Raw genomic sequence first — 18156 nt, 5'->3', positions numbered from 1 at the left:
TCAGCCGCCACCGCAGCGGGCGACATGGGTCCTGTCCTCGCCGGCGTGCTGCAACTGCTGGCCCTCATGGGCGCGCTGGCGCTCGCCTACATCCCCCTCGGCACCTACATGGCCCGGGTCTACTCCTCCGACCAGCACTGGCGCGTCGAGAAGTGGGTCTACAAGGGCATCGGCGCCAACCCCGACACGGAGATGCGCTGGCCCGCGTACCTGCGCGGCGTCCTCGCCTTCTCGGTCGTCGGCGTCCTCTTCCTCTACCTTCTCCAGCGGCTCCAGGGTGTCCTGCCCGGCTCGCTGGGCTTCGCCTCCATCGACCCGGACCAGGCGTTCAACACCGCCGCGTCGTTCGTGACCAACACCGACTGGCAGTCGTACTACGGCGAGCAGGCCATGGGCCATGTGGTGCAGGTCGGCGGGCTGGCCGTGCAGAACTTCGTCTCGGCTGCCGTGGGCATGGCGGTGGCGGTCGCGCTCGTACGTGGCTTCGCGCGCTCCCGCTCCGGTGAGCTGGGGAACTTCTGGTCGGACATGGTGCGCGGGGTGACCCGGATCCTGCTGCCGCTCGCGTTCGTCGCGGCGGTCGTGCTGGTGGCCTGCGGGGTGATCCAGAACCTCTCCGGCATCCACGAGGTCGGCCAGTTCATGGGCGGCTCGCAGCAGTGGAACGGCGGGGCGGTCGCCTCGACGGAGGCCATCAAGGAGGTCGGCACGAACGGCGGCGGCGTCTTCAACGCCAACTCCGCCCACCCGTTCGAGAACCCGACCCCGTTCACCAACCTCTTCGAGATCTTCCTGCTGCTGGTGATCCCCTTCGCGCTGACCCGCACCTTCGGGATCATGGTCGGCAGCGTGAAGCAGGGGTACGCGATCCTCGCCACCATGGCCACCATCTGGGTCGGGTTCGTGGCGCTGATGATGTGGACCGAGTTCGCCCACCACGGCCCGGCGTTGGAGATCGCGGGCGGCGCGTACGAGGGCAAGGAGGTCCGGTTCGGAGTCGGCGGTTCGTCGATCTTCGCCGTCTCGACCACACTCACCTCGACCGGCGCGGTGGACTCCTTCCACTCCTCCTTCACCGGCCTGGGCGGCGGCATCACCCTGCTCGGCATGATGCTGGGCGAGATCGCGCCCGGCGGCACCGGCTCCGGCCTCTACGGCATGCTGATCATGGCGATCATCGCGGTGTTCATCGCCGGACTGATGGTCGGCCGTACCCCCGAGTACCTGGGCAAGAAGATCGGCACCCGCGAGATCAAGCTCGCCGCCTGCTCCATCCTCGTCACCCCGGCTCTGGTACTGGTGTTCACCGCCGCCGCGATGGCCCTGCCCACCCCCGGCCACTCGATGACCAACAGTGGCGCGCACGGCTTCTCCGAGATCCTGTACGCCTACACCTCGGCCTCGAACAACAACGGCTCGGCCTTCGCCGGACTGAACGCGGACACCCAGTGGTTCAACAGCACGCTCGGCATCGCGATGCTGCTCGGCCGGTTCGTGCCGATGGTGTTCGTGCTGGCGCTCGCCGGCTCGCTCGCCGGGCAACGGCCCGTGCCGGTCACGGCGGGCACCCTGCGCACCGAGAAGCCCCTGTTCACCGGGTTGTTGGTGGGCGCGATCCTGATCATCACCGGGCTGACGTACTTTCCGGCGCTCGCGCTGGGCCCGCTGGCCGAGGGGCTGGCGTCATGACCACCGACACGGCGAAGCAAGAGGACGCGATGTCCACAGCCACCACCCCGACCCGGGCGCCGCACAGCGACGTACCCACCGGGCACAAGCCCGCCGAGGGCCGCGTGGGCGCGGGCCTCTTCGACCCCAAGCAGCTGCTGAAGTCGCTGCCGGACGCCTTCCGCAAGCTCGACCCGCGGGTGATGATCAAGTCGCCCGTGATGTTCGTGGTGCTGGTCGGCTCGGTACTGACCACGGTCTTCTCGTTCAAGGACCCGACCGACTGGTTCGGCTGGACCATCAGTGCCTGGCTCTGGCTGACGGTCGTCTTCGCGAACCTGGCCGAGGCGGTCGCCGAGGGACGGGGCAAGGCGCAGGCCGACACCCTGCGCAGGGCCAAGACCGACACCATGGCCCGACGCATGACCGGGGACGCCGAAGAGCACGTCCCCGGCACCGAGTTGAGGATCGGCGACCTGGTCGTCTGCGAGGCCGGCGACGTCATCCCCGGTGACGGTGACGTCGTCGAGGGCGTCGCCTCCGTGGACGAGTCGGCCATCACCGGCGAGTCGGCCCCGGTCATCCGCGAGTCCGGCGGCGACCGCAGCGCGGTGACCGGCGGGACGAAGGTCCTCTCCGACCGCGTCGTCATCAAGATCACGACGAAGCCGGGCGAGACCTTCATCGATCGGATGATCAACCTGGTCGAGGGCGCTGCCCGCCAGAGGACGCCCAACGAGATCGCGCTGAACATCCTGCTCGCGTCCCTCACGATCGTCTTCCTGCTGGCCGTCGCCACGCTCCCGCCGTTCGCGGGCTACGCGGGCACGCACCTCACGATGGTCGTACTGGTGGCGCTGCTGGTCTGCCTGATCCCGACCACGATCGGCGCCCTGCTGTCCGCCATCGGCATCGCGGGCATGGACCGCCTGGTCCAGCGCAACGTGCTGGCCATGTCGGGACGGGCCGTCGAGGCCGCCGGTGACGTGTCCACGCTGCTGCTCGACAAGACGGGCACCATCACCCTGGGCAACCGTCAGGCCGCCGCGTTCGTGCCGGTCGAGGGCGCCACCGAGGCCGAGGTCGCGGACGCGGCCCAGCTGTCGTCGCTGGCCGACGAGACGCCCGAGGGCCGTTCCGTCGTCGTACTGGCGAAGGAGAGGTACGGCCTGCGCGAGCGCGTGCAGGGCGAGCTGTCCGGCGCCGAGTGGATCGCGTTCACCGCCCAGACCCGTATGTCGGGCGTGGACGTCGACGGGCGCAAGGTCCGCAAGGGCGCGGCCGGTTCCGTCATCGCCTGGGTCCGGGAGCAGGGCGGCACGGTCGCCGAGGACGCGGGCACCCTCTCCGACCGGATCTCCGAGGCCGGCGGCACCCCTCTGCTGGTGGCGGTCGAGGACGCCGAGGGCGCGCGGATCCTGGGGGTCGTCCACCTCAAGGACGTCGTCAAGGAAGGCATGCGGGAGCGGTTCGAGGAACTGCGCCGCATGGGCATCAGGACCGTCATGATCACGGGTGACAACCCGCTGACCGCCAGGGCGATCGCCGAGGAGGCGGGCGTCGACGACTTCCTCGCGGAGGCCACTCCCGAGGACAAGATGGCCCTCATCAAGCGGGAGCAGGCCGGCGGCAAGCTGGTCGCGATGACCGGTGACGGCACCAACGACGCGCCCGCGCTCGCCCAGGCGGACGTCGGCGTCGCGATGAACACGGGCACGTCGGCCGCGAAGGAGGCCGGCAACATGGTCGACCTCGACTCCGACCCGACCAAGCTGATCGAGATCGTCGAGATCGGCAAGCAACTGCTGATCACTCGGGGCGCGTTGACCACGTTCTCCATCGCCAACGACGTGGCGAAGTACTTCGCGATCATCCCGGCGCTGTTCGCGGCCGTCTACCCGGGGCTGGACAAGCTCAACATCATGGGCCTGTCCTCGCCCGACTCCGCGATCCTCTCCGCTGTCGTCTTCAACGCGCTGATCATCATCGCGCTCGTGCCGCTCTCCCTGAAGGGCGTGCGGTACCGGCCGGTCAGCGCCGACAGGATGCTGCGGCGCAACCTCACCGTCTACGGCCTCGGCGGACTGATCGCCCCCTTCATCGGCATCAAGCTCATCGACCTGCTCATCTCGCTCATCCCCGGGATCGGGTGAAGGACATGAACGCCTCTCTCACGAACACCGTCCGACTGCTCGGGGCGGGCCTGCGCGCCCTCCTCGTCCTCACCCTGGTGACGGGCGTCGTCTACCCGCTGCTCGTCACCGGCTTCGCCCAGGCCCTCTTCCACGACAAGGCGAACGGCTCCGAGATCAGGGACCACAGCGGGAAGGTCGTCGGCTCCTCGCTCATCGGGCAGTCGTACAACCTGCCGCTGGAGAAGGGCCAGGAGACCCCGGAGCCCGACCTGAAGTGGTTCCAGGGTCGTCCGCAGAACGGCCTGGGCAGCAACAGCGTCAACACCCAGTACAAGCTCATCCTGTCCGGCGCGACGAACCGGTCCGCCGACGACGAAGAGCTCATCCAGTGGGTGAAGGAAGCCAAGGACGCCGTCGTCAAGGACAACTCCACCCCCGGCCACAAGGTCGAGGCGTCCGAGGTCCCCGCCGACGCGGTCACCTCCTCCGGCTCCGGCCTGGACCCGGACATCTCCCCGGCCTACGCCGACCTCCAGGTCCACCGGATCGCGGAGCAGAACGGCCTGTCCGTCGCCCAGGTCGGGAAACTGGTGGAGAACCACACCGAGAACCGCACCCTCGGCTTCATCGGTGAGCCCCGGGTGAACGTCCTCGAACTCAACATCGCCCTCAGGGAACTCGTGGCGAAGGGCTGACGGCGTCACGTACGGCACACGCGCACATAGGCACGCACCGCACGCACCGCACGCACCGCACGGCAGTCCGGCACGTACGACACGAAAGGTCACACCCATGGCACGGGTGCTGGTGGTGGAGGACGACCCGCAGCTCTTACGGGCGCTCATCATCAATCTCCAGGCACGCCGGTACGGCGTGGACGCGGCCCCCGACGGCGCGACCGCGCTCCGGCTCGCCGCCACGCGGCAGCCCGACGTGGTCCTGCTCGACCTGGGGCTGCCCGACATGGACGGCGCCGACGTCATCAGAGGGCTGCGCGGCTGGACCCGCGTACCGATCCTCGTCCTCTCCGCCCGCCAGGCGTCCGAGGAGAAGGTCACCGCGCTCGACGCGGGTGCCGACGACTACCTCACCAAGCCGTTCACCATGAACGAGCTGCTCGCCCGGCTGCGGGCCGCCGTCCGCCGCACCGAGGGGGCGGCGCTCGATTCCGGTACGACGTTCGTCGCGACGAACGGGTTCACCGTCGACCTGCTGGCCAGGAAGGCCGTACGGGACGGCCGCGACGTACGCCTGACCCCGACGGAATGGCATCTGCTGGAGCTCCTGGTGACCAACCCCGGACGGCTGGTCACCCAGAAGCACCTGCTCCAGGAGGTCTGGGGCGTCACCCAGACCCACAAGACCAACTACCTGCGCGTCTACATGGCCCAGCTGCGGCGCAAACTGGAAACGGACCCCGCCCACCCCCGCTACCTCATCACCGAGCCCGGCATGGGCTACCGCTTCGAAGCGTGAACGAAAGGCCGCAGACGAACCCGGCACGCGGCACACGCAACGCGGCACACAGCGCCCGGCGCGGCGGACGGCCGGTGAACGGGCACCGACAGCCCCTACAGCGCGGAGCACCACGACTGGTGGCACGCCACGCTCCGCCGCGCACTGGAGCAACTGCCCGGATCCGAGGGCGCCGACTTCACCGCGCACGCACTGCTCGCCGCCGTCCGCGCCGACCTCGTCGACCACCTGGTCGACCGGCATGACATGCCGCGCGAGCGACTGCGGCGGAACGGGCCGCCTTCGCCACCCGACTCCTGAGCGACGCGGGCCCCGTCGGGCGATGATCCGATCTCGCGTGCGTTGCCACCCGTGCGGCCGATCAACCCTCTTAATCCTGCGAAGGCTCCACCTCTTGATCTGACGAAACGGGAAGGACAACGAGTGAGCGGGAATTTAGTCCGGGAACTCGCGGTGGTCTCGGCCACCGCGGTCACCACTGTCGGTGCCGTCGTGGGAGTCGGCCAGAGCAGCACCGGCCAGGCGGGGCACGACGCCGAAACGACGGCGAGCGGCTCGACCCTCCTCGCGGACATACCCATGGGGCAGCAGGCCCGGATACAAACGGCCTCCTTGACCCAACAGGCCGACGCGCAGTCCATCGCCGCGGACAGCAGCGCGAGAGAAACCGCGGCGGAGGCGGCCCGCAAGCAGGCCGCCAAGGACGCGATCGCCAAGCAGAAGGAGGCCAAGCAGAAGGAGGCCGAACGGAAGGAGGCCGAGCAGGCCGCCAAGGACCGCCAGGAGGCGCGGCAGCAGGCCGAACGCTCGTCGACGAGCTCCTCCACCGTCGCGCCGCAGTCCTCGTACACCGTCGCCCAGGTCCAGGCCATCGCACGGCAGATGGTGCCCGGCGATCAGTTCCAGTGCTTCAGCAACATCGTGGACCACGAGTCCGGCTGGAACCACAAGGCGGTCAACCCCTCTTCCGGGGCCTACGGTCTCGTACAGGCCTATCCCGGCTCCAAGATGTCGTCCGCCGGAGCCGACTGGCGGACCAACCCGGCCACGCAGATCAAGTGGGGCCTGAACTACATGAACGACCGCTATGGCAGCCCCTGCGAGGCCTGGGCGTTCTGGCAGGCCAACGGCTCCTACTGAGCCGACACCGGGGGCGCTGGGGTCGCTCGACCCCGGGGCGGTGCCTCACGGTTCCACGGTGAGGCCCCGCCCCGGGTGCGACTTGCCCGTACCGCTCGCCGTAACCCCGTACTCGACCGGGCGCGCAGGAACAGCACACTGGTGAGCGTGCCCAGGAGCACGATGGCGGCGTTCACCGCGATCGCGACCTTCAGACCGCCGAGGATGGCCGTGGCTCCGGCGCCGGTCATGGCGGCCGTGGCGACGGCGCTCATGATCGGCGTGCCCATGGTGATGCCGACCTGCTGGGTCATGGTGGCGAGGCCGGTGGCCAGACCCTGTTCGTGATCGGCGAGTCCCGAGGTGGCGGTGACCATGAAGCCCACGATGACGAGCATGTTGCCGACCCCACCGGCGAAGGTGCCGATCAGCAGCAGCCACATCCACGAGCGGTCGTCGCCGAGGCCGAGCAGCGCCGCGGTGAAGACGGTCTGCAGAATGCCGCCGGTGATCAGCGTCGACCTGCTGCCGGTCCGTCCGATGACCTTCGGGGCGATGGTGCCGCCGACGACCGTTCCGATGCCGAGCACGCCGAAGGACAGACCGGCGGCGAGCGGGGAGAAGCCGAGCACTTCCTGGAGGTAGAGGGTCAGCAGGAAGACCAGGGAGGTCTCGGTGAGGAACGCGATCAGTCCGGCGATGTTTCCCCAGGCCACCGACCGTTTGCCGAGCACTCCGAGCGGTACGAGCGGCGCAGATACCTTGCGTTCCACGGTGTGGAACACCAACAACAGGGCCGCACCCGCGGTCAGCGACAACAGGGCCTCGGCCGAACCCCACCCCTTCTCGCCCGCCTGGGTGAGCCCGAAGACGATGGCCAGCAGCCCGAGCGTGACGCTGACGGCACCGGGCAGGTCCAGCTTGGGACGCTCGTCGGGGCGGGACTCCTTGATGACCGTCGGGGCGATGACGAGCACGGCGAGGGCGACCGGCACATTGATGAAGAACGCCCAGCGCCACGACAGCAGGTCGGTCAGCAGGCCGCCGAGGACGGCGCCGGTGGTGAAACCGGCCGACATCAGTGCCCCGTTGAGACCGAGCGCCTTCTCCCGCAACGGGCCCTCCGGGAACGAGGTCGTCAGCAGCGAGAGTCCGGCAGGGGTGACGGCGGCGGTGGCCAGCCCTTGGAGAACACGGGCCGCTATCAGCACCTCGGGGTTCTGCGCCAGACCGCCCACGAGCGAGGCCACGCCCAGGACGACGAGGCCGCCGAGGAACAGCCGACGGCGGCCGAACAGGTCCGCGACGCGGCCGAACAGCAAGGTGAAACCCGCCGCGCACAGGGCGAACGATGTGGCGATCCACTGCAGATGCGACAGCGAGAAACCCAGGCCCTCACCGATCACCGGCAGCGCCACGTTCAGGATGGAGAAGTCCACGGCCAGCATGAACTGGGCCGCGAGCAACAGCACCAGCACCAGCCGAAGCCGGGGGGTGAGCGCCGCCGGGGCCGTGCCGGCTGCGGTGCCGGCTGCGGTGCCGGAGACGGCACCGGCCGCCTCCGCATCAGTGACGGACATGATGTCGATCCCTTTCCTCTTCCTCGCGTTTCCTGACACCCGGCGCGCTCGGTCACGTCACGCGCGGTTACGGAAGAAGAGGCTCGTCGACACCCGGAATCCCAGCCAGCACCCTGTCGCGCACAGCCGACGCGAGGGTAGTCATGACAGGACCACCCTTACGGCCTCCGGCCTTCGGGAGGGGCGGGCATCATGGGACGTCAGTGGCCACGGCCTGTCGCACACCGCCGACCTGGAGGCATGGTGGACGCCCCGTCCGAGCTGGGAGACTTCCTCAAGTCGCGTCGCGCCGCACTGCGCCCCGAGGATGTCGGCATCACCCCGCACCCGACCCGCCGCCGCGTCAGCGGTCTGCGCCGGGAGGAGTTGGCGATGCTCGCCGGGGTCAGCATCACCCACTACACCCGTCTCGAACAGGGCCGTGCCCTCAGCGCCTCCGACGGTGTGCTGGAAGCGATAGCGCGTACGCTGCGCCTCTCCGACGACGAGACGGCCCATCTGAAGGACCTCGCCCGCCCCACCGCCGCTTCGTCCCGGCCCGCTCCGCCCCGGGTGACAGCCCATGTCGGCGCCTCGACCCGGCAGTTGCTGGCGGCCATGAGCGAGGTCCCGGCCCTGGTCCTGGACCGTCACAACGACATCCTCGCCTGGAACCGTATGGGGCACGCGCTGCTCGCCGGACACCTGGCGCCCGAGAGCCCGGACAGCCCGGCCACCCGCCCCAACCTGACCCGGATGCTGTTCCTGGACGAGCAGTACCGGGAGCTGTTCACGAACTGGAACGAGGAGGCCCAACTCGGCGTGGCCTCCCTGCGCCTGGTGGCCGGTCGCCATCCCCACGACCGTGCCCTCGCCGAACTCGTCGGCCAACTCGCCATGAAGTGCGACGAGTTCGCCACTCGCTGGACCCGACACCCGGTGCGCACCTGCACCTCCGGGGTGAAGCACCTGCGTCACCCGCTGGTCGGCGCGCTGGACCTCAGCTTCGAGAACCTCGTCATACCCGGCGCCTCGGGCCAGCGCCTCATCGCCTACACGGCCGAGCCCGGCTCGCCGTCGGAGGCCGCGCTGCGGCTCCTGGGCAGCGTGACGGCGCCGGTGGCGGAGGACCCGGCGACGGTACGGCGCTGACGTCCCTGCGGTGGAACGGCGCCGAAGCCTGGCGGGCGGCCCTCACTTACCGCACTCCGCACGCCGCCGCCCCGCCCACCGGGACATTCTGGAGTGCGGGTGGTCCTCGCCGAGGTGGTTCCGAGCGGCTGTGGAACGGGCCCGACCGCTCGTCACCGAGGAGGCGTGAACACCCCTGGCTCCGCGGCCGTTTCGCTCCTCGGCGGACCACCCACCGGTCGATCGCGGTGGGAAGGCCCGCGGGTGGGCGCCGCCGCGATGGGCGTCGTCGGGGTGTGGGCGGCTTGCGTACGCCAGGCGTCGGCGAGTTCGGCGGGGAAGCGTCGGCCGCTGCGCGTGAGGACGACGCCGGGTGCGAGTTCGACCTCGTCGCCGGGGCGGAAGGGACGGTCGGTCCGTGGGGACAGCGCCTCCCAGGGGGCTGAACCGGCCGCGCTTGCCGGTGCGGCGCATCCGGGTGCCGTAGGTGCTGATGTCGCGGATCAGGGTCGTTCCGTTCCGGGCGGGACTGCCAGATGTCTGCGGCTCACCTGCTGGGCGACCCCGGGGGACAGCAGGCTGTGCAGGGCGATGCCCGACGGACCCGGCAGTCGGCCGACGTATGCCTCGGAGCCCTCGTCGAGGGTGTAGCGGCCCCGAGCGCATGCGCAGATCGACCGGGTCGGATGTCGACCGTGATCGGGCGCCGGCCTCCCGCGCACAGGTCTCGGGGTCGGTTGCCCTCTGGACGTCACCGAACGGTTCACCGAACGGTTGAGCGTCAACGGCGTTGCGCCCATGGGATCGCGTTTTCGGGGGTGCGGCACCCGTGGGCTCATGTCCTCGATGTTGTGCGAGGTTGGCGGCGGAGCGTGCGCCGTGAAGTCCGGCACCGCGGAGAAACGGGCTCACAAGCAGGAGCGGTCTGCCGGAAGCCGCGCTTCCGACAGACCGCCTCACTGAACGACGGTTCGACCGGCGTGTCAGCGTGTGACGTCGAACGTGGCGGCGCGGGGCACGAACGTCGTGCCGCCGTCCTTGGCCGTCGCCAGTACCGAGATGTACCAGGTGCCCTTGGCCATGTCGGCCGCCTCCTGCTTCGTGGCCTTCAGCCGGTAGGTGCAGCGGGAGGTCTCCTCCGAGGTGCTCCGGCACGTGGCGCGCTCATCCGCCGAGCGCAGCTCCGCCGCGGTCGGGTCGAGCTTCGAACTCGCGGGCCAGGCAAGGACCTTGACGCTCCGGATGCCTGAGTCGTCACTCACGTCCACGGTGTAGGTGAGCGAGCCCGCGCTGCCGTCGGACGGAGCCGTGTAGCGAGCCGAGCCGTGCTCCAGAGTCGGCTCCGTGGGGGTCGAGGCCAGAGCGAGGCCGCCGACGGCCACTCCGCCGAGGGCGACGGCGCCGATGAGAGACGAGACGAGAATGCGCTTGGACATGGGAGATCCCCCTGAGTTCGTTGGAGAGTTGGACGGATACGCGGAAGCGCGTGGATGAGCGTGGAAGAGTGCTGAAGAGTGCTGAAGAACCGCGGGTGGAGCCGGTCTTGGAAGCCGTCGTAGAAGCGGTGGCCGACCGCGTTCTCGATGTGATCGAGCCTATGGCCGGGGGTATGGAGCCGTCCTCGCGCTGCAGGACGAATGGCGCCTCGAACCACAGGTAGAGACTCTGCAACCCACGTAAGAGGCCGGACTCCGCCTCCAGCCGGAGCCGGGCCGCCCGCCGGCTGGTCCCGCCAATTGGCTAGACGCTGAGGTCGGCTGCGCATGGTCCGGTAGTCGCGGGCACAGCCTGGTGCTCGCCCCCACGGGGTGGGGTTCGCGGGGAGACCGAGGGGTTGTGTCTGTTTCGCTCTACCAGGCCAAGGCCGAGTTCTTCCGGATGCTGGGGCATCCGGTACGCATACGCGTCCTGGAACTGCCGCAGGACGGGTCATAGCCGGTGCGGGACCTGCTCGCCGCCAGCGAGGTGGAGCCGTCCGGCCCGTCCCAGCAGCCGGCGGTGCTGCGGCGTTCCGGGATCGTCACCTCGACCCGGGACGGCTCGACGGTGGTCTACGAGCTGGCGGGCGGGGACGTCGCCGATCTGATGAGGGCCGCGCGCCGCATCCTGACCGAGATGCTCGTCAGGCAGGGCGAGCTGCTGACAGAGCTGCGGGAAGCCGAGGGCGCGGCGCGCCACGACGTGTTCTGACCCCATGCCGCCGACCAACCCTCACCAGGGCGCGCGTCGGCGCAGCGCGGCCGGGGCTTGAACCCGTGCAGAAGGTTGTCACTCAGCAGTGGACGTGATCCGCCACAGGGGCGCGTCGTACTGCTCCGGACGGCTGGTGATCAGCAGTTGGCGCAGGTCTTCGCGTAGGGAGCCGTTGAAGTTCAGTGCCTCGGTGATGCGGCGGAACGTCGTGTGGGTGACTTGGCGGCTTCGGGCCTCGGTCTCGAACCGATCGAGCTGGGTCAGTACGGCCTCGGGGTCGAGCTTCGCCGGGGGCTGGTCCTTGAGCCGCGTGGCCGTGTTGCGCTCGTAGTCGATCTCTGAGTATCCGCAGATCTCGCGGCTGTGTGCCTCTACTTCGTCCAGGGTGGCGGTCGCCGTGATGGCGCGGGCCAGCTGATTGCGGCTCAGCGCTTCGTCCAGGTCGACCTCATGGACGGTCGGCCCTTCGTCGGTGAGAGGGACGGGAAGGCCGGCGTCCCGCATCTCGCACGTGCCGCGTACGCCTCGGGCCGTCGCCGCGAGCATCCCGGTCGCCTCGGACGGGTGCCACTCCAGGACCGAGCTGATCGGCTCCACGTCCTTGGCCGTGAAGGTGTGAACGAGCGGGCCGAGCACGCCGCGCAGTTCGTCGACAGGCAGTTCGCCGTCCAGGCCGGGGCCCGCCACCAAGAGGCGGATCGGTGCGTTCACTTGGCAGCACGCGGCGAGCGTGACGGCGTCGGCGAGCGGGCTTCTGAGCGTCGGCTCATCGCCTCGGGCGAGGATGTCTCCGCCGACGTCCAGGAGATCGATCGATTCCGGCGAGAAGTGGCGTACCAGCTCTTCGAGTTGGCGGGTGATGCCTTCGACTCCGTGGTGTGGGTCGATCAGCGCGAGGGTGTGCGGGAGCTCTGCCGCGAGTCGGGGGAGAGTGGAGCCTGCTGGAGCGATCGGGCGGGCCTCGGCCGGCACTGCCCGCACTGCTGGGGTGAGGTGGGGGAGGCCGGTGAAGTTGTTCGGCCCTCGGGGACCCGGTACCGAGTCGATCAGGAGGCGGTCCCACGCGTACGTGAGGATCACCGCCTGGTCCTCGTCGCCGTAGAGGGCGGCGTGAAGCATTGCGGCGGCGACCGCGTCGCCCCCTCCTCCTGCTGCGACGATCAACCGCTTCATGCGGTTCAGCCTACGGGGTCGGGGGTTGACCGAAGGTGAAGGCGGCCGAGCGGCGTATCGCGACCGTCGCCCAGGTGGATGTCCTCGCCGAAGCGGTGGGGAAGCGGTGGGGACGAGTTCCTCGCATGCGGTGGCCACCGCGTCGCGGCGGCGGAGAACTGGCCGCCGCCCCGGAGTGCGCCGGAAGACAGGAGCCCACGGCACGCATTTATTTGACCGATCGTTCTTGATAGGTCTAGGGTCTTCGGTGTGGCCAGGACCAAAGAATTCGATCCGGACGCCGCGCTGCAGTCAGCCCTTGAGCTGTTCTGGCGGCGTGGCTACGAAGCGACGTCGATGGCGGATCTCGTCGAGTACCTCGGCATCGGCCGCGCCAGCATCTACGCGACCTTCGGTAGCAAGCACGAGCTGTACTTGAAGGCTCTGGACCGGTATTCCGAGACGCGCGACCCGTTTCTCCTCGCCGAGCTGTCCCAGCCGGGCCCCGCACTGCCTTCGGTGCGGGCGGTGGTGCGTCGCTTCGCCGCGGAGGCAGCCTCCCCGGAGGGGCGGCTGAACGGCTGCTTCATCACCAACACCGCGGCCGAGCTGGCGCCGCACGACCCCGCGGCGGCCCGGCGGGTCGAGATCAGCTGGGGGCACGTCGAAACCCTGCTGCACTCCGCGCTGGTTCGGGCCCAGGCCCAGGGTGAGCTGCCCGAGGACCGGGATCCGCGCGCGCTGGCCCGCATGCTGCTCGTCCTGTTGCAGGGCGTGCGGATCGTCGGCAAGGCGTCGAACGATCCTGCCCGGGTACGGGACGCGGCCGAACAGGCGCTGGCCCTGCTGGACTGAATCCCACTCGACGGAGCCAACGGGTTCCCTTTGGCATGCCCAAATACTGAATCGATCGGTCAAATATCAGGGGGAGGTATGACCGTCACGGGCCCCGCTCGCGTCGCCGCCACACAGCATCGACACGCCTTCACTCTCCTCGGCAGTGTCCAGATGACGCTGATCTTCACGCTGGCCGCGCTCGCCGTACCGATGCCCCTCATCGGACGCGAATTCGATCTGGAGCGCGCCGACTTGATGTTGCTCAGCGCCGCCTACGGATTGACCTTCGCCGGACTGCTGCTCTTCGGCGGACGCCTCGCTGACCGCTACGGCGGCCGGCGCGTCCTCACCGCGGGCCTTGTCCTCTTCGCCTCCGCCTCGGCCGTCGCCCCGCTCGCCACCGGCATCGGGGCACTGCTCGCGGCGCGTTTCGCCCAGGGCGCGGGAGCCGCTCTGACCGCGCCGGCCGCCATGGCCGTACTGCGCGCCGTGTTCCCGTCCCCTACCGCGTACGGCAGGGCGATGGCCACCTGGGGCGGCCTTTCGGTACTCGGTGCGACTACGGGCAATCTGGTCTCCGGCGTCATCTCGGCGCTGCTTTCTTGGCGTTGGACTTTCGCTGTACCGCTCCTGGTGGCGGTCGCAGCTCTCGTCCTCACGCCCCGGCTGCTGCCGGACACCGCGCCGAGCCGGGACAGGACTCCGGACCTGCCGGGTGCTCTGCTCGCCACCGGCGGGATCACCCTGGTCAGCTACGGGCTCGTCGTCACCGACGCCCGCCCCTGGCTGTCGGTCGGCGTGCTCGTGCCGCTGCTCGGCGGGACCGCATTGCTTGCCGCGTTCCGGTACGCCGAGCGCCGCGCCCGCGACCCGCTGCTGCCGCCCCGCTTCCTGCTCGACCGGCGGCGGGCCCTCGCCCTCACGGCCACCGCACTGAGCGCCTGCGGGACCGCGATGACCTTCGTCGTCCTCTCGCTCCACTTCCAGCTGACGCGAGACTGGTCTCCCCTACAGACCTCGGCCGCCTTCGCGCCGTTCGCCGTCGCGCTGATCGCCTCAGGACGGGCGGCAGGACCGCTCATCGGCCGGTACGGGGCCCGAACCGTCACGGCCGCCGGGCTGGGTACAGGAGCGGTCGGGCTCGTCCTCCTCGCGTTCACAGGGCTCGATGCGCGTACCTCGTACGCCTCTGGACTGCTGCCGGGCCTCGTGCTGCTGCCGGTCGGCGCTGCGGCCTCATTCGCGGGAGCCGCCGTGCTCGCTACACACGGCGTGCCACAGCGGCAGACCGGTCTTGCGGGCGGCGTGCTGAACACCGCGATGGAGATCGGCCCGACCGTTGTCTTTGCCGTCCTGCTCACGCTCGGCAGCGACGCCTGGTCTCTGGCCGTGACGGGGGCCGCCCTGGCCGTCGTCGCCCTCCTGTGCCACCGCACCAAGTAAGCCATCACTCAAGGGAGTCAGCGAAATGAACCGCTTCACCGGCAAGACCGTCCTCGTCACCGGAGCAGGCTCCGGCCTCGGCCGTGCGATCGCGCTCGCCTTCGCCGCCGAGGGCGCGTCCGTGGTCGCCGCGGGACGCACCGCGGCCTCCCTGGACGAGACCGTCCGCCTCATCCAGGCAGCCGACGGCACGGCCGCCGCTGTCACCACCGATGTGACCGACTCCGGCCGGCTCCAGAACCTCGTACGCGAGAGCGTCACGCGATTCGGCGGACTGGACATCGCGGTCAACAACGCGGGGATACTCCGCGGCACCGTACCCGTCGGCGAGGTGAGCGAGGAGGACTGGGACGCGGTGCTGCGGACCAATGTCACCGGCGTCTGGCTGGCGATGAAGCACCAGATCGCGCACATGAAAGAGCACGGCGGTGGCGCCATCGTGAATATCTCCTCCAACCTGGGCGCACACCTGCGGATCCCGAACGCCGCCGCGTACATCACCTCGAAGGCAGCGGTCTCCGCGCTGACCCGTGCCGCCGCCCTGGACCACATCCACCAGGGCATCCGTATCAACGCGGTCAGCCCGGGCGCCTCCGCCGCCCCGATGTCGCTGCGGCCCGGCGAGACCGAGGCCGACCGCGCCGAGCGGGTGAAGACGGAGAACCCGCTGGGCCGGGTCGCGGAGGCCGAAGAAGTGGCGGCCGGGGTGCTCTACCTCGCCTCGCCCTCGGCCGGCGCGGTGGTCGGCACCGACCTGGTCGTCGACAGCGGATCATCGGCCTGAGGGTTCGTAGGCTGGGGCGAAACCGCAGTTGATCGCGTTTCCCCGCTCTGAAGGGCACGCTGAGAGATCACGTCTCCAGGAAAGACTTGATGCGGATCCGGGTTCTGTCAGTGCTCGTGGACGCGGAGCGAGCCGCAGATCACGAAACCGTCATCCGACCCGTCCGAGACGAGCAGCGCGGTGAATCTGGCCCGATGCCTGTCAGGGATGTCCACGAACTCGTCGATGCCGGTGCCGGCCGTGTCGAGGGCGGGGGAGATCAGGAGTTCGGGGTACTGGGACTTCAGCTTCATGCCCAGGACGTTCAGAAACTCGATCTCCACCGTCCCGTCCACCCCGTTTCCCGGGTGTGCCCGCAGCAGGAGGCGGCGATGGGACGCCTGGTAGGACCAGAGCAGGAAGGGCCGCTTGAAGCGGAGAGGGAGTTCCCGGTCCCGGCCCACGATGTGAGGTTGCATAGCGTCACCCTACGAACGGGCGATTCCTGCGGCGTCGTCGACGCAAAAGGGACCAGGTCTTTGACCTGGGCCTTCTTCGTGCAGCGGGTGACGAGAATCGAACTCGCGCTCAGCTTGGGAAGCGACGGCGCTTGCGCGGCCGGTCCGACTCTGAACTGGGCGTATGCGCTCCGGTCTGACGTGCCGGAATGCCGGAGTCACACCGTCATTCACCGTGGTCAACCGGTCTCAAGGGCACGCTATGGGCACAGAGTCGGCTGGGCGGCGCGAGGGCTTCTCCTGGCGGCTGCCGGACCATCCAGCTCTGGAACCGAGCGGCCCGGCGAACTTCTTTGCGGAACTCCCCGGTTGGCACATCGGACACGAGGAGCCTGGAACGGCCGTCGTCGCAGCCTCCCCGCAAGGGCCGTTCTTCGCGTTCCAGCAGGCGGACGGCTGTCAAGCTCCCGTGTGGCCACCGACCGACGGCGAACAGCGCCCTGTGCTGCACTTCGACTTCCAGGCCGGCGATCTGGACTCGACGGTCGTCGATGCGGTCGCCCTGGCCGCCGCGTTCCAGCCGCAGCAGAACGTCCGGGTGCTGTTCGACCCCGCCGGGCCCCTCTGCCTGTGCTTCGACGAGGCAGTGACCGGCCGGGGCCGACTGATCAGAGCCCTGTCTCACTGGTCGCTGTGCTGGGCCCCGGCGTTGGGGAGCGCGAGCATCACGAGTGCCGCCACGACGTAGAGCACGGCGGAGACGACGAGGACGATGCCGAGTGCGTGGCCGTAGTCGGCAGGTCCCGGTGTGCCGGTCGTCGATCGGGTGACGGCGGTGAAGAAGACCGTGCCGATAACGGCGATGCCGATCGCGCCGCCGATCTGGTTGACGGTGGAGAGCACACCGCCCACGGCGCCCGCATTGCGTCCGGGGACGCCGGCCAGGACGACGTTGACGAGGACGGGGGCGGCGAGACCTAGCCCGAGTCCGCCGATGAAGAGGGCGAGGGCAAGGGGCCAGTATCCGGGGTCGTCGCCTTCCCTGAGGATCGCCCACAGGACGAGCTGGGAGGCCGCGATGGTGAGCGAGCCGGTGATCAGCAGAGCCCTCCCGGCCCTGGCGGCGAGGGCGACACCGGCTCCTGACGTGATCACCGAGCCGAGCGCGTAGGGCAGGAACACCAGGCCGGTCTCCCACGCGGTGCGGCCGGTGCCGTTCTGGAGGTGGACCGACAGGGTGAGGAAGAACGCCCCGATGCCGCCGAAGAAGAGCAGGGACGCGCTCAGGCCGATCGCGAAGGCGCGGATGCGCAGCAGAGCCGGGTCGAAAACGGGTTCCTCCCCACGTCCGGTGAGGCGGCGCTCGTAGGCGAGGAAGACCGCCAGCAGGATGGTTCCGGCGGCGAGAAGGGCGTAACTGGCCCAGGTCCAGCCCCAGTTCTCTGTCTGGGTGATCGGCAGGAGCAGAAGCAGGATGCCCGAGGCCGCGAGCAGCGCGCCCAGGAGGTCCGGTCGCGCGGTCGAGGCGGAGCGGGACTCCGGCAGCACCTTCGCGCCGATGATCAGCGCAAGGATCGAGACAGGGACGTTGATCCAGAAGATGGTGCGCCATCCGAGACCGAACAGGTCGGCGCCGACGAGGAGCCCGCCCAGCAGCGGGCCGGCGACCGACGCGAGCCCTTGGACGGCCCCATAGGCGCCGAACGCCTTGGCACGCTCCCCCGGAGCGAACGACGCCCGGATGATCCCGAACACCTGCGGGACCATGATCCCCGCAGTCAGTCCCTGCGCGGCGCGCATGCCGATGAGCATCCCCGGACCGGCGGCCAGCGCGCAGAGCGCGGAGGTGACCATGAACCCGGCCACCCCGATCATGAACAGGCGCTTGCGGCCGTACTGGTCACCGAGCCGTCCCCCGGTGATCAGGCCCGCGCCCAGGGCGAGGACGTAGGCGGCGATCGTCCACTGGATCTGAGCGTCGCCGGCCCCCAGGTCCTGGGCCACCGCCGGGGCCGCGACGGTGACGATCGTCGCGTCGAGGAGGTCCATGAAGGAAGCGAAGAGCACCACCAGGAGCGCTGCGTTCGCGCCCGCGCCGGAGACGAGCGCCGAGGAGGCGGGGGGTGCGTGGGTGCCCTCGTGAGGGCGTTGCAGAGCGGTCATGCCGGCCAAGATGACAGATATTGTGGCCACGGAGTGTCCGCTTCACGAGAGGGGATGAG

15 protein-coding genes and 1 pseudogene are annotated in these 18156 nt (G+C 69.7%); 11 read left to right on the top strand and 5 right to left on the bottom strand.

The genetic code is table 11. From position 1 onward, the window contains the following. The first annotated feature begins 24 nt into the window (after positions 1–24). The 5 genes from kdpA to RM704_RS31390 all read left to right on the top strand — a co-directional run bounded on the left by kdpA (position 25) and on the right by RM704_RS31390 (position 6419). Positions 25–1689 carry a potassium-transporting ATPase subunit KdpA gene (kdpA, locus tag RM704_RS31410; protein WP_033530373.1) on the top strand — a complete coding sequence of 555 codons (1665 nt, stop codon included), beginning with the start codon at positions 25–27 and terminating at the stop codon, positions 1687–1689. Beyond that, complete coding sequence (kdpB, locus tag RM704_RS31405; RefSeq protein ID WP_192829785.1) at positions 1686–3821, top strand: potassium-transporting ATPase subunit KdpB; 2136 nt, start codon at positions 1686–1688, stop codon at positions 3819–3821. The genes kdpA and kdpB overlap by 4 nt, the downstream gene beginning before the upstream one ends. 5 nt (positions 3822–3826) lie before the next feature. Then, the gene (locus RM704_RS31400; RefSeq protein ID WP_033530739.1) at positions 3827–4498 is read left to right on the top strand and encodes a potassium-transporting ATPase subunit C; all 672 of its coding nucleotides are present in this window, start codon (positions 3827–3829) and stop codon (positions 4496–4498) included. A 97-nt stretch (positions 4499–4595) separates the two neighbouring features. After that, on the top strand, positions 4596–5279 hold the full coding sequence (locus tag RM704_RS31395) for a response regulator (RefSeq protein ID WP_033530372.1): 684 nt from the start codon (positions 4596–4598) through the stop codon (positions 5277–5279). A 423-nt stretch (positions 5280–5702) separates the two neighbouring features. Next, entirely contained in the window at positions 5703–6419 is a 717-nt protein-coding gene (locus RM704_RS31390; RefSeq protein WP_033530371.1) for an aggregation-promoting factor C-terminal-like domain-containing protein, read from the top strand. Here RM704_RS31390 and RM704_RS31385 read toward each other — a convergent pair. Then, the gene (locus tag RM704_RS31385) at positions 6413–7978 is read right to left on the bottom strand and encodes an MFS transporter (protein ID WP_078937344.1); all 1566 of its coding nucleotides are present in this window, start codon (positions 7976–7978) and stop codon (positions 6413–6415) included. The two genes, RM704_RS31390 and RM704_RS31385, sit on opposite strands and share 7 nt — an antisense overlap. 243 nt (positions 7979–8221) lie before the next feature. Between RM704_RS31385 and RM704_RS31380 the strand changes: the two genes are divergently transcribed. Next, entirely contained in the window at positions 8222–9109 is an 888-nt protein-coding gene (locus RM704_RS31380) for a helix-turn-helix transcriptional regulator (RefSeq protein WP_033530737.1), read from the top strand. A gap of 962 nt (positions 9110–10071) precedes the next feature. Here RM704_RS31380 and RM704_RS31375 read toward each other — a convergent pair. Beyond that, positions 10072–10524 carry a DUF5707 domain-containing protein gene (locus RM704_RS31375; protein WP_033530370.1) on the bottom strand — a complete coding sequence of 151 codons (453 nt, stop codon included), beginning with the start codon at positions 10522–10524 and terminating at the stop codon, positions 10072–10074. 400 nt (positions 10525–10924) lie between these two features. Between RM704_RS31375 and RM704_RS31370 the strand changes: the two are divergent. Further along, positions 10925–11278: pseudogene (locus RM704_RS31370) on the top strand (ArsR/SmtB family transcription factor). Between the two features lie 78 nt (positions 11279–11356). Here RM704_RS31370 and RM704_RS31365 read toward each other — a convergent pair. Then, positions 11357–12454 (bottom strand): DUF1152 domain-containing protein, encoded by a 1098-nt coding sequence (locus RM704_RS31365; protein ID WP_078937343.1) that lies wholly within the window; start codon positions 12452–12454, stop codon positions 11357–11359. Between the two features lie 249 nt (positions 12455–12703). On the opposite strand from RM704_RS31365, the gene RM704_RS31360 reads away from it, so the two are divergent. The 3 genes from RM704_RS31360 (at position 12704) to RM704_RS31350 (ending at position 15497) form a co-directional block, all read left to right on the top strand. Further along, complete coding sequence (locus tag RM704_RS31360) at positions 12704–13288, top strand: TetR/AcrR family transcriptional regulator (protein WP_033530368.1); 585 nt, start codon at positions 12704–12706, stop codon at positions 13286–13288. A gap of 78 nt (positions 13289–13366) precedes the next feature. Continuing rightward, positions 13367–14713, top strand: a complete 1347-nt coding sequence (locus tag RM704_RS31355; RefSeq protein WP_033530367.1) for an MFS transporter — start codon at positions 13367–13369, stop codon at positions 14711–14713. 25 nt (positions 14714–14738) lie between these two features. Continuing rightward, the gene (locus RM704_RS31350) at positions 14739–15497 is read left to right on the top strand and encodes an SDR family NAD(P)-dependent oxidoreductase (RefSeq protein ID WP_033530366.1); all 759 of its coding nucleotides are present in this window, start codon (positions 14739–14741) and stop codon (positions 15495–15497) included. 107 nt (positions 15498–15604) lie between these two features. On the opposite strand, the gene RM704_RS31345 is transcribed toward RM704_RS31350, so the two are convergent. Beyond that, a complete protein-coding gene (locus RM704_RS31345) occupies positions 15605–15955 on the bottom strand; it encodes a hypothetical protein (RefSeq protein ID WP_033530365.1) in 351 nt (116 codons plus the stop codon). 241 nt (positions 15956–16196) lie between these two features. On the opposite strand from RM704_RS31345, the gene RM704_RS31340 reads away from it, so the two are divergent. Further along, positions 16197–16682, top strand: a complete 486-nt coding sequence (locus RM704_RS31340; RefSeq protein ID WP_157856767.1) for a VOC family protein — start codon at positions 16197–16199, stop codon at positions 16680–16682. On the opposite strand, the gene RM704_RS31335 is transcribed toward RM704_RS31340, so the two are convergent. Beyond that, positions 16616–18097, bottom strand: coding sequence for an MFS transporter (locus tag RM704_RS31335; protein ID WP_033530736.1), 1482 nt, complete (start codon positions 18095–18097; stop codon positions 16616–16618). The two genes, RM704_RS31340 and RM704_RS31335, sit on opposite strands and share 67 nt — an antisense overlap. Positions 18098–18156: the final 59 nt, after the last annotated feature.

This window comes from Streptomyces gottesmaniae (assembly GCF_031845845.1).
Lineage (GTDB): Bacteria > Actinomycetota > Actinomycetes > Streptomycetales > Streptomycetaceae > Streptomyces > Streptomyces akebiae.
Note: the sequence above shows the minus strand (reverse complement) of the source record. Positions and strands in the feature narration are given on the sequence as shown.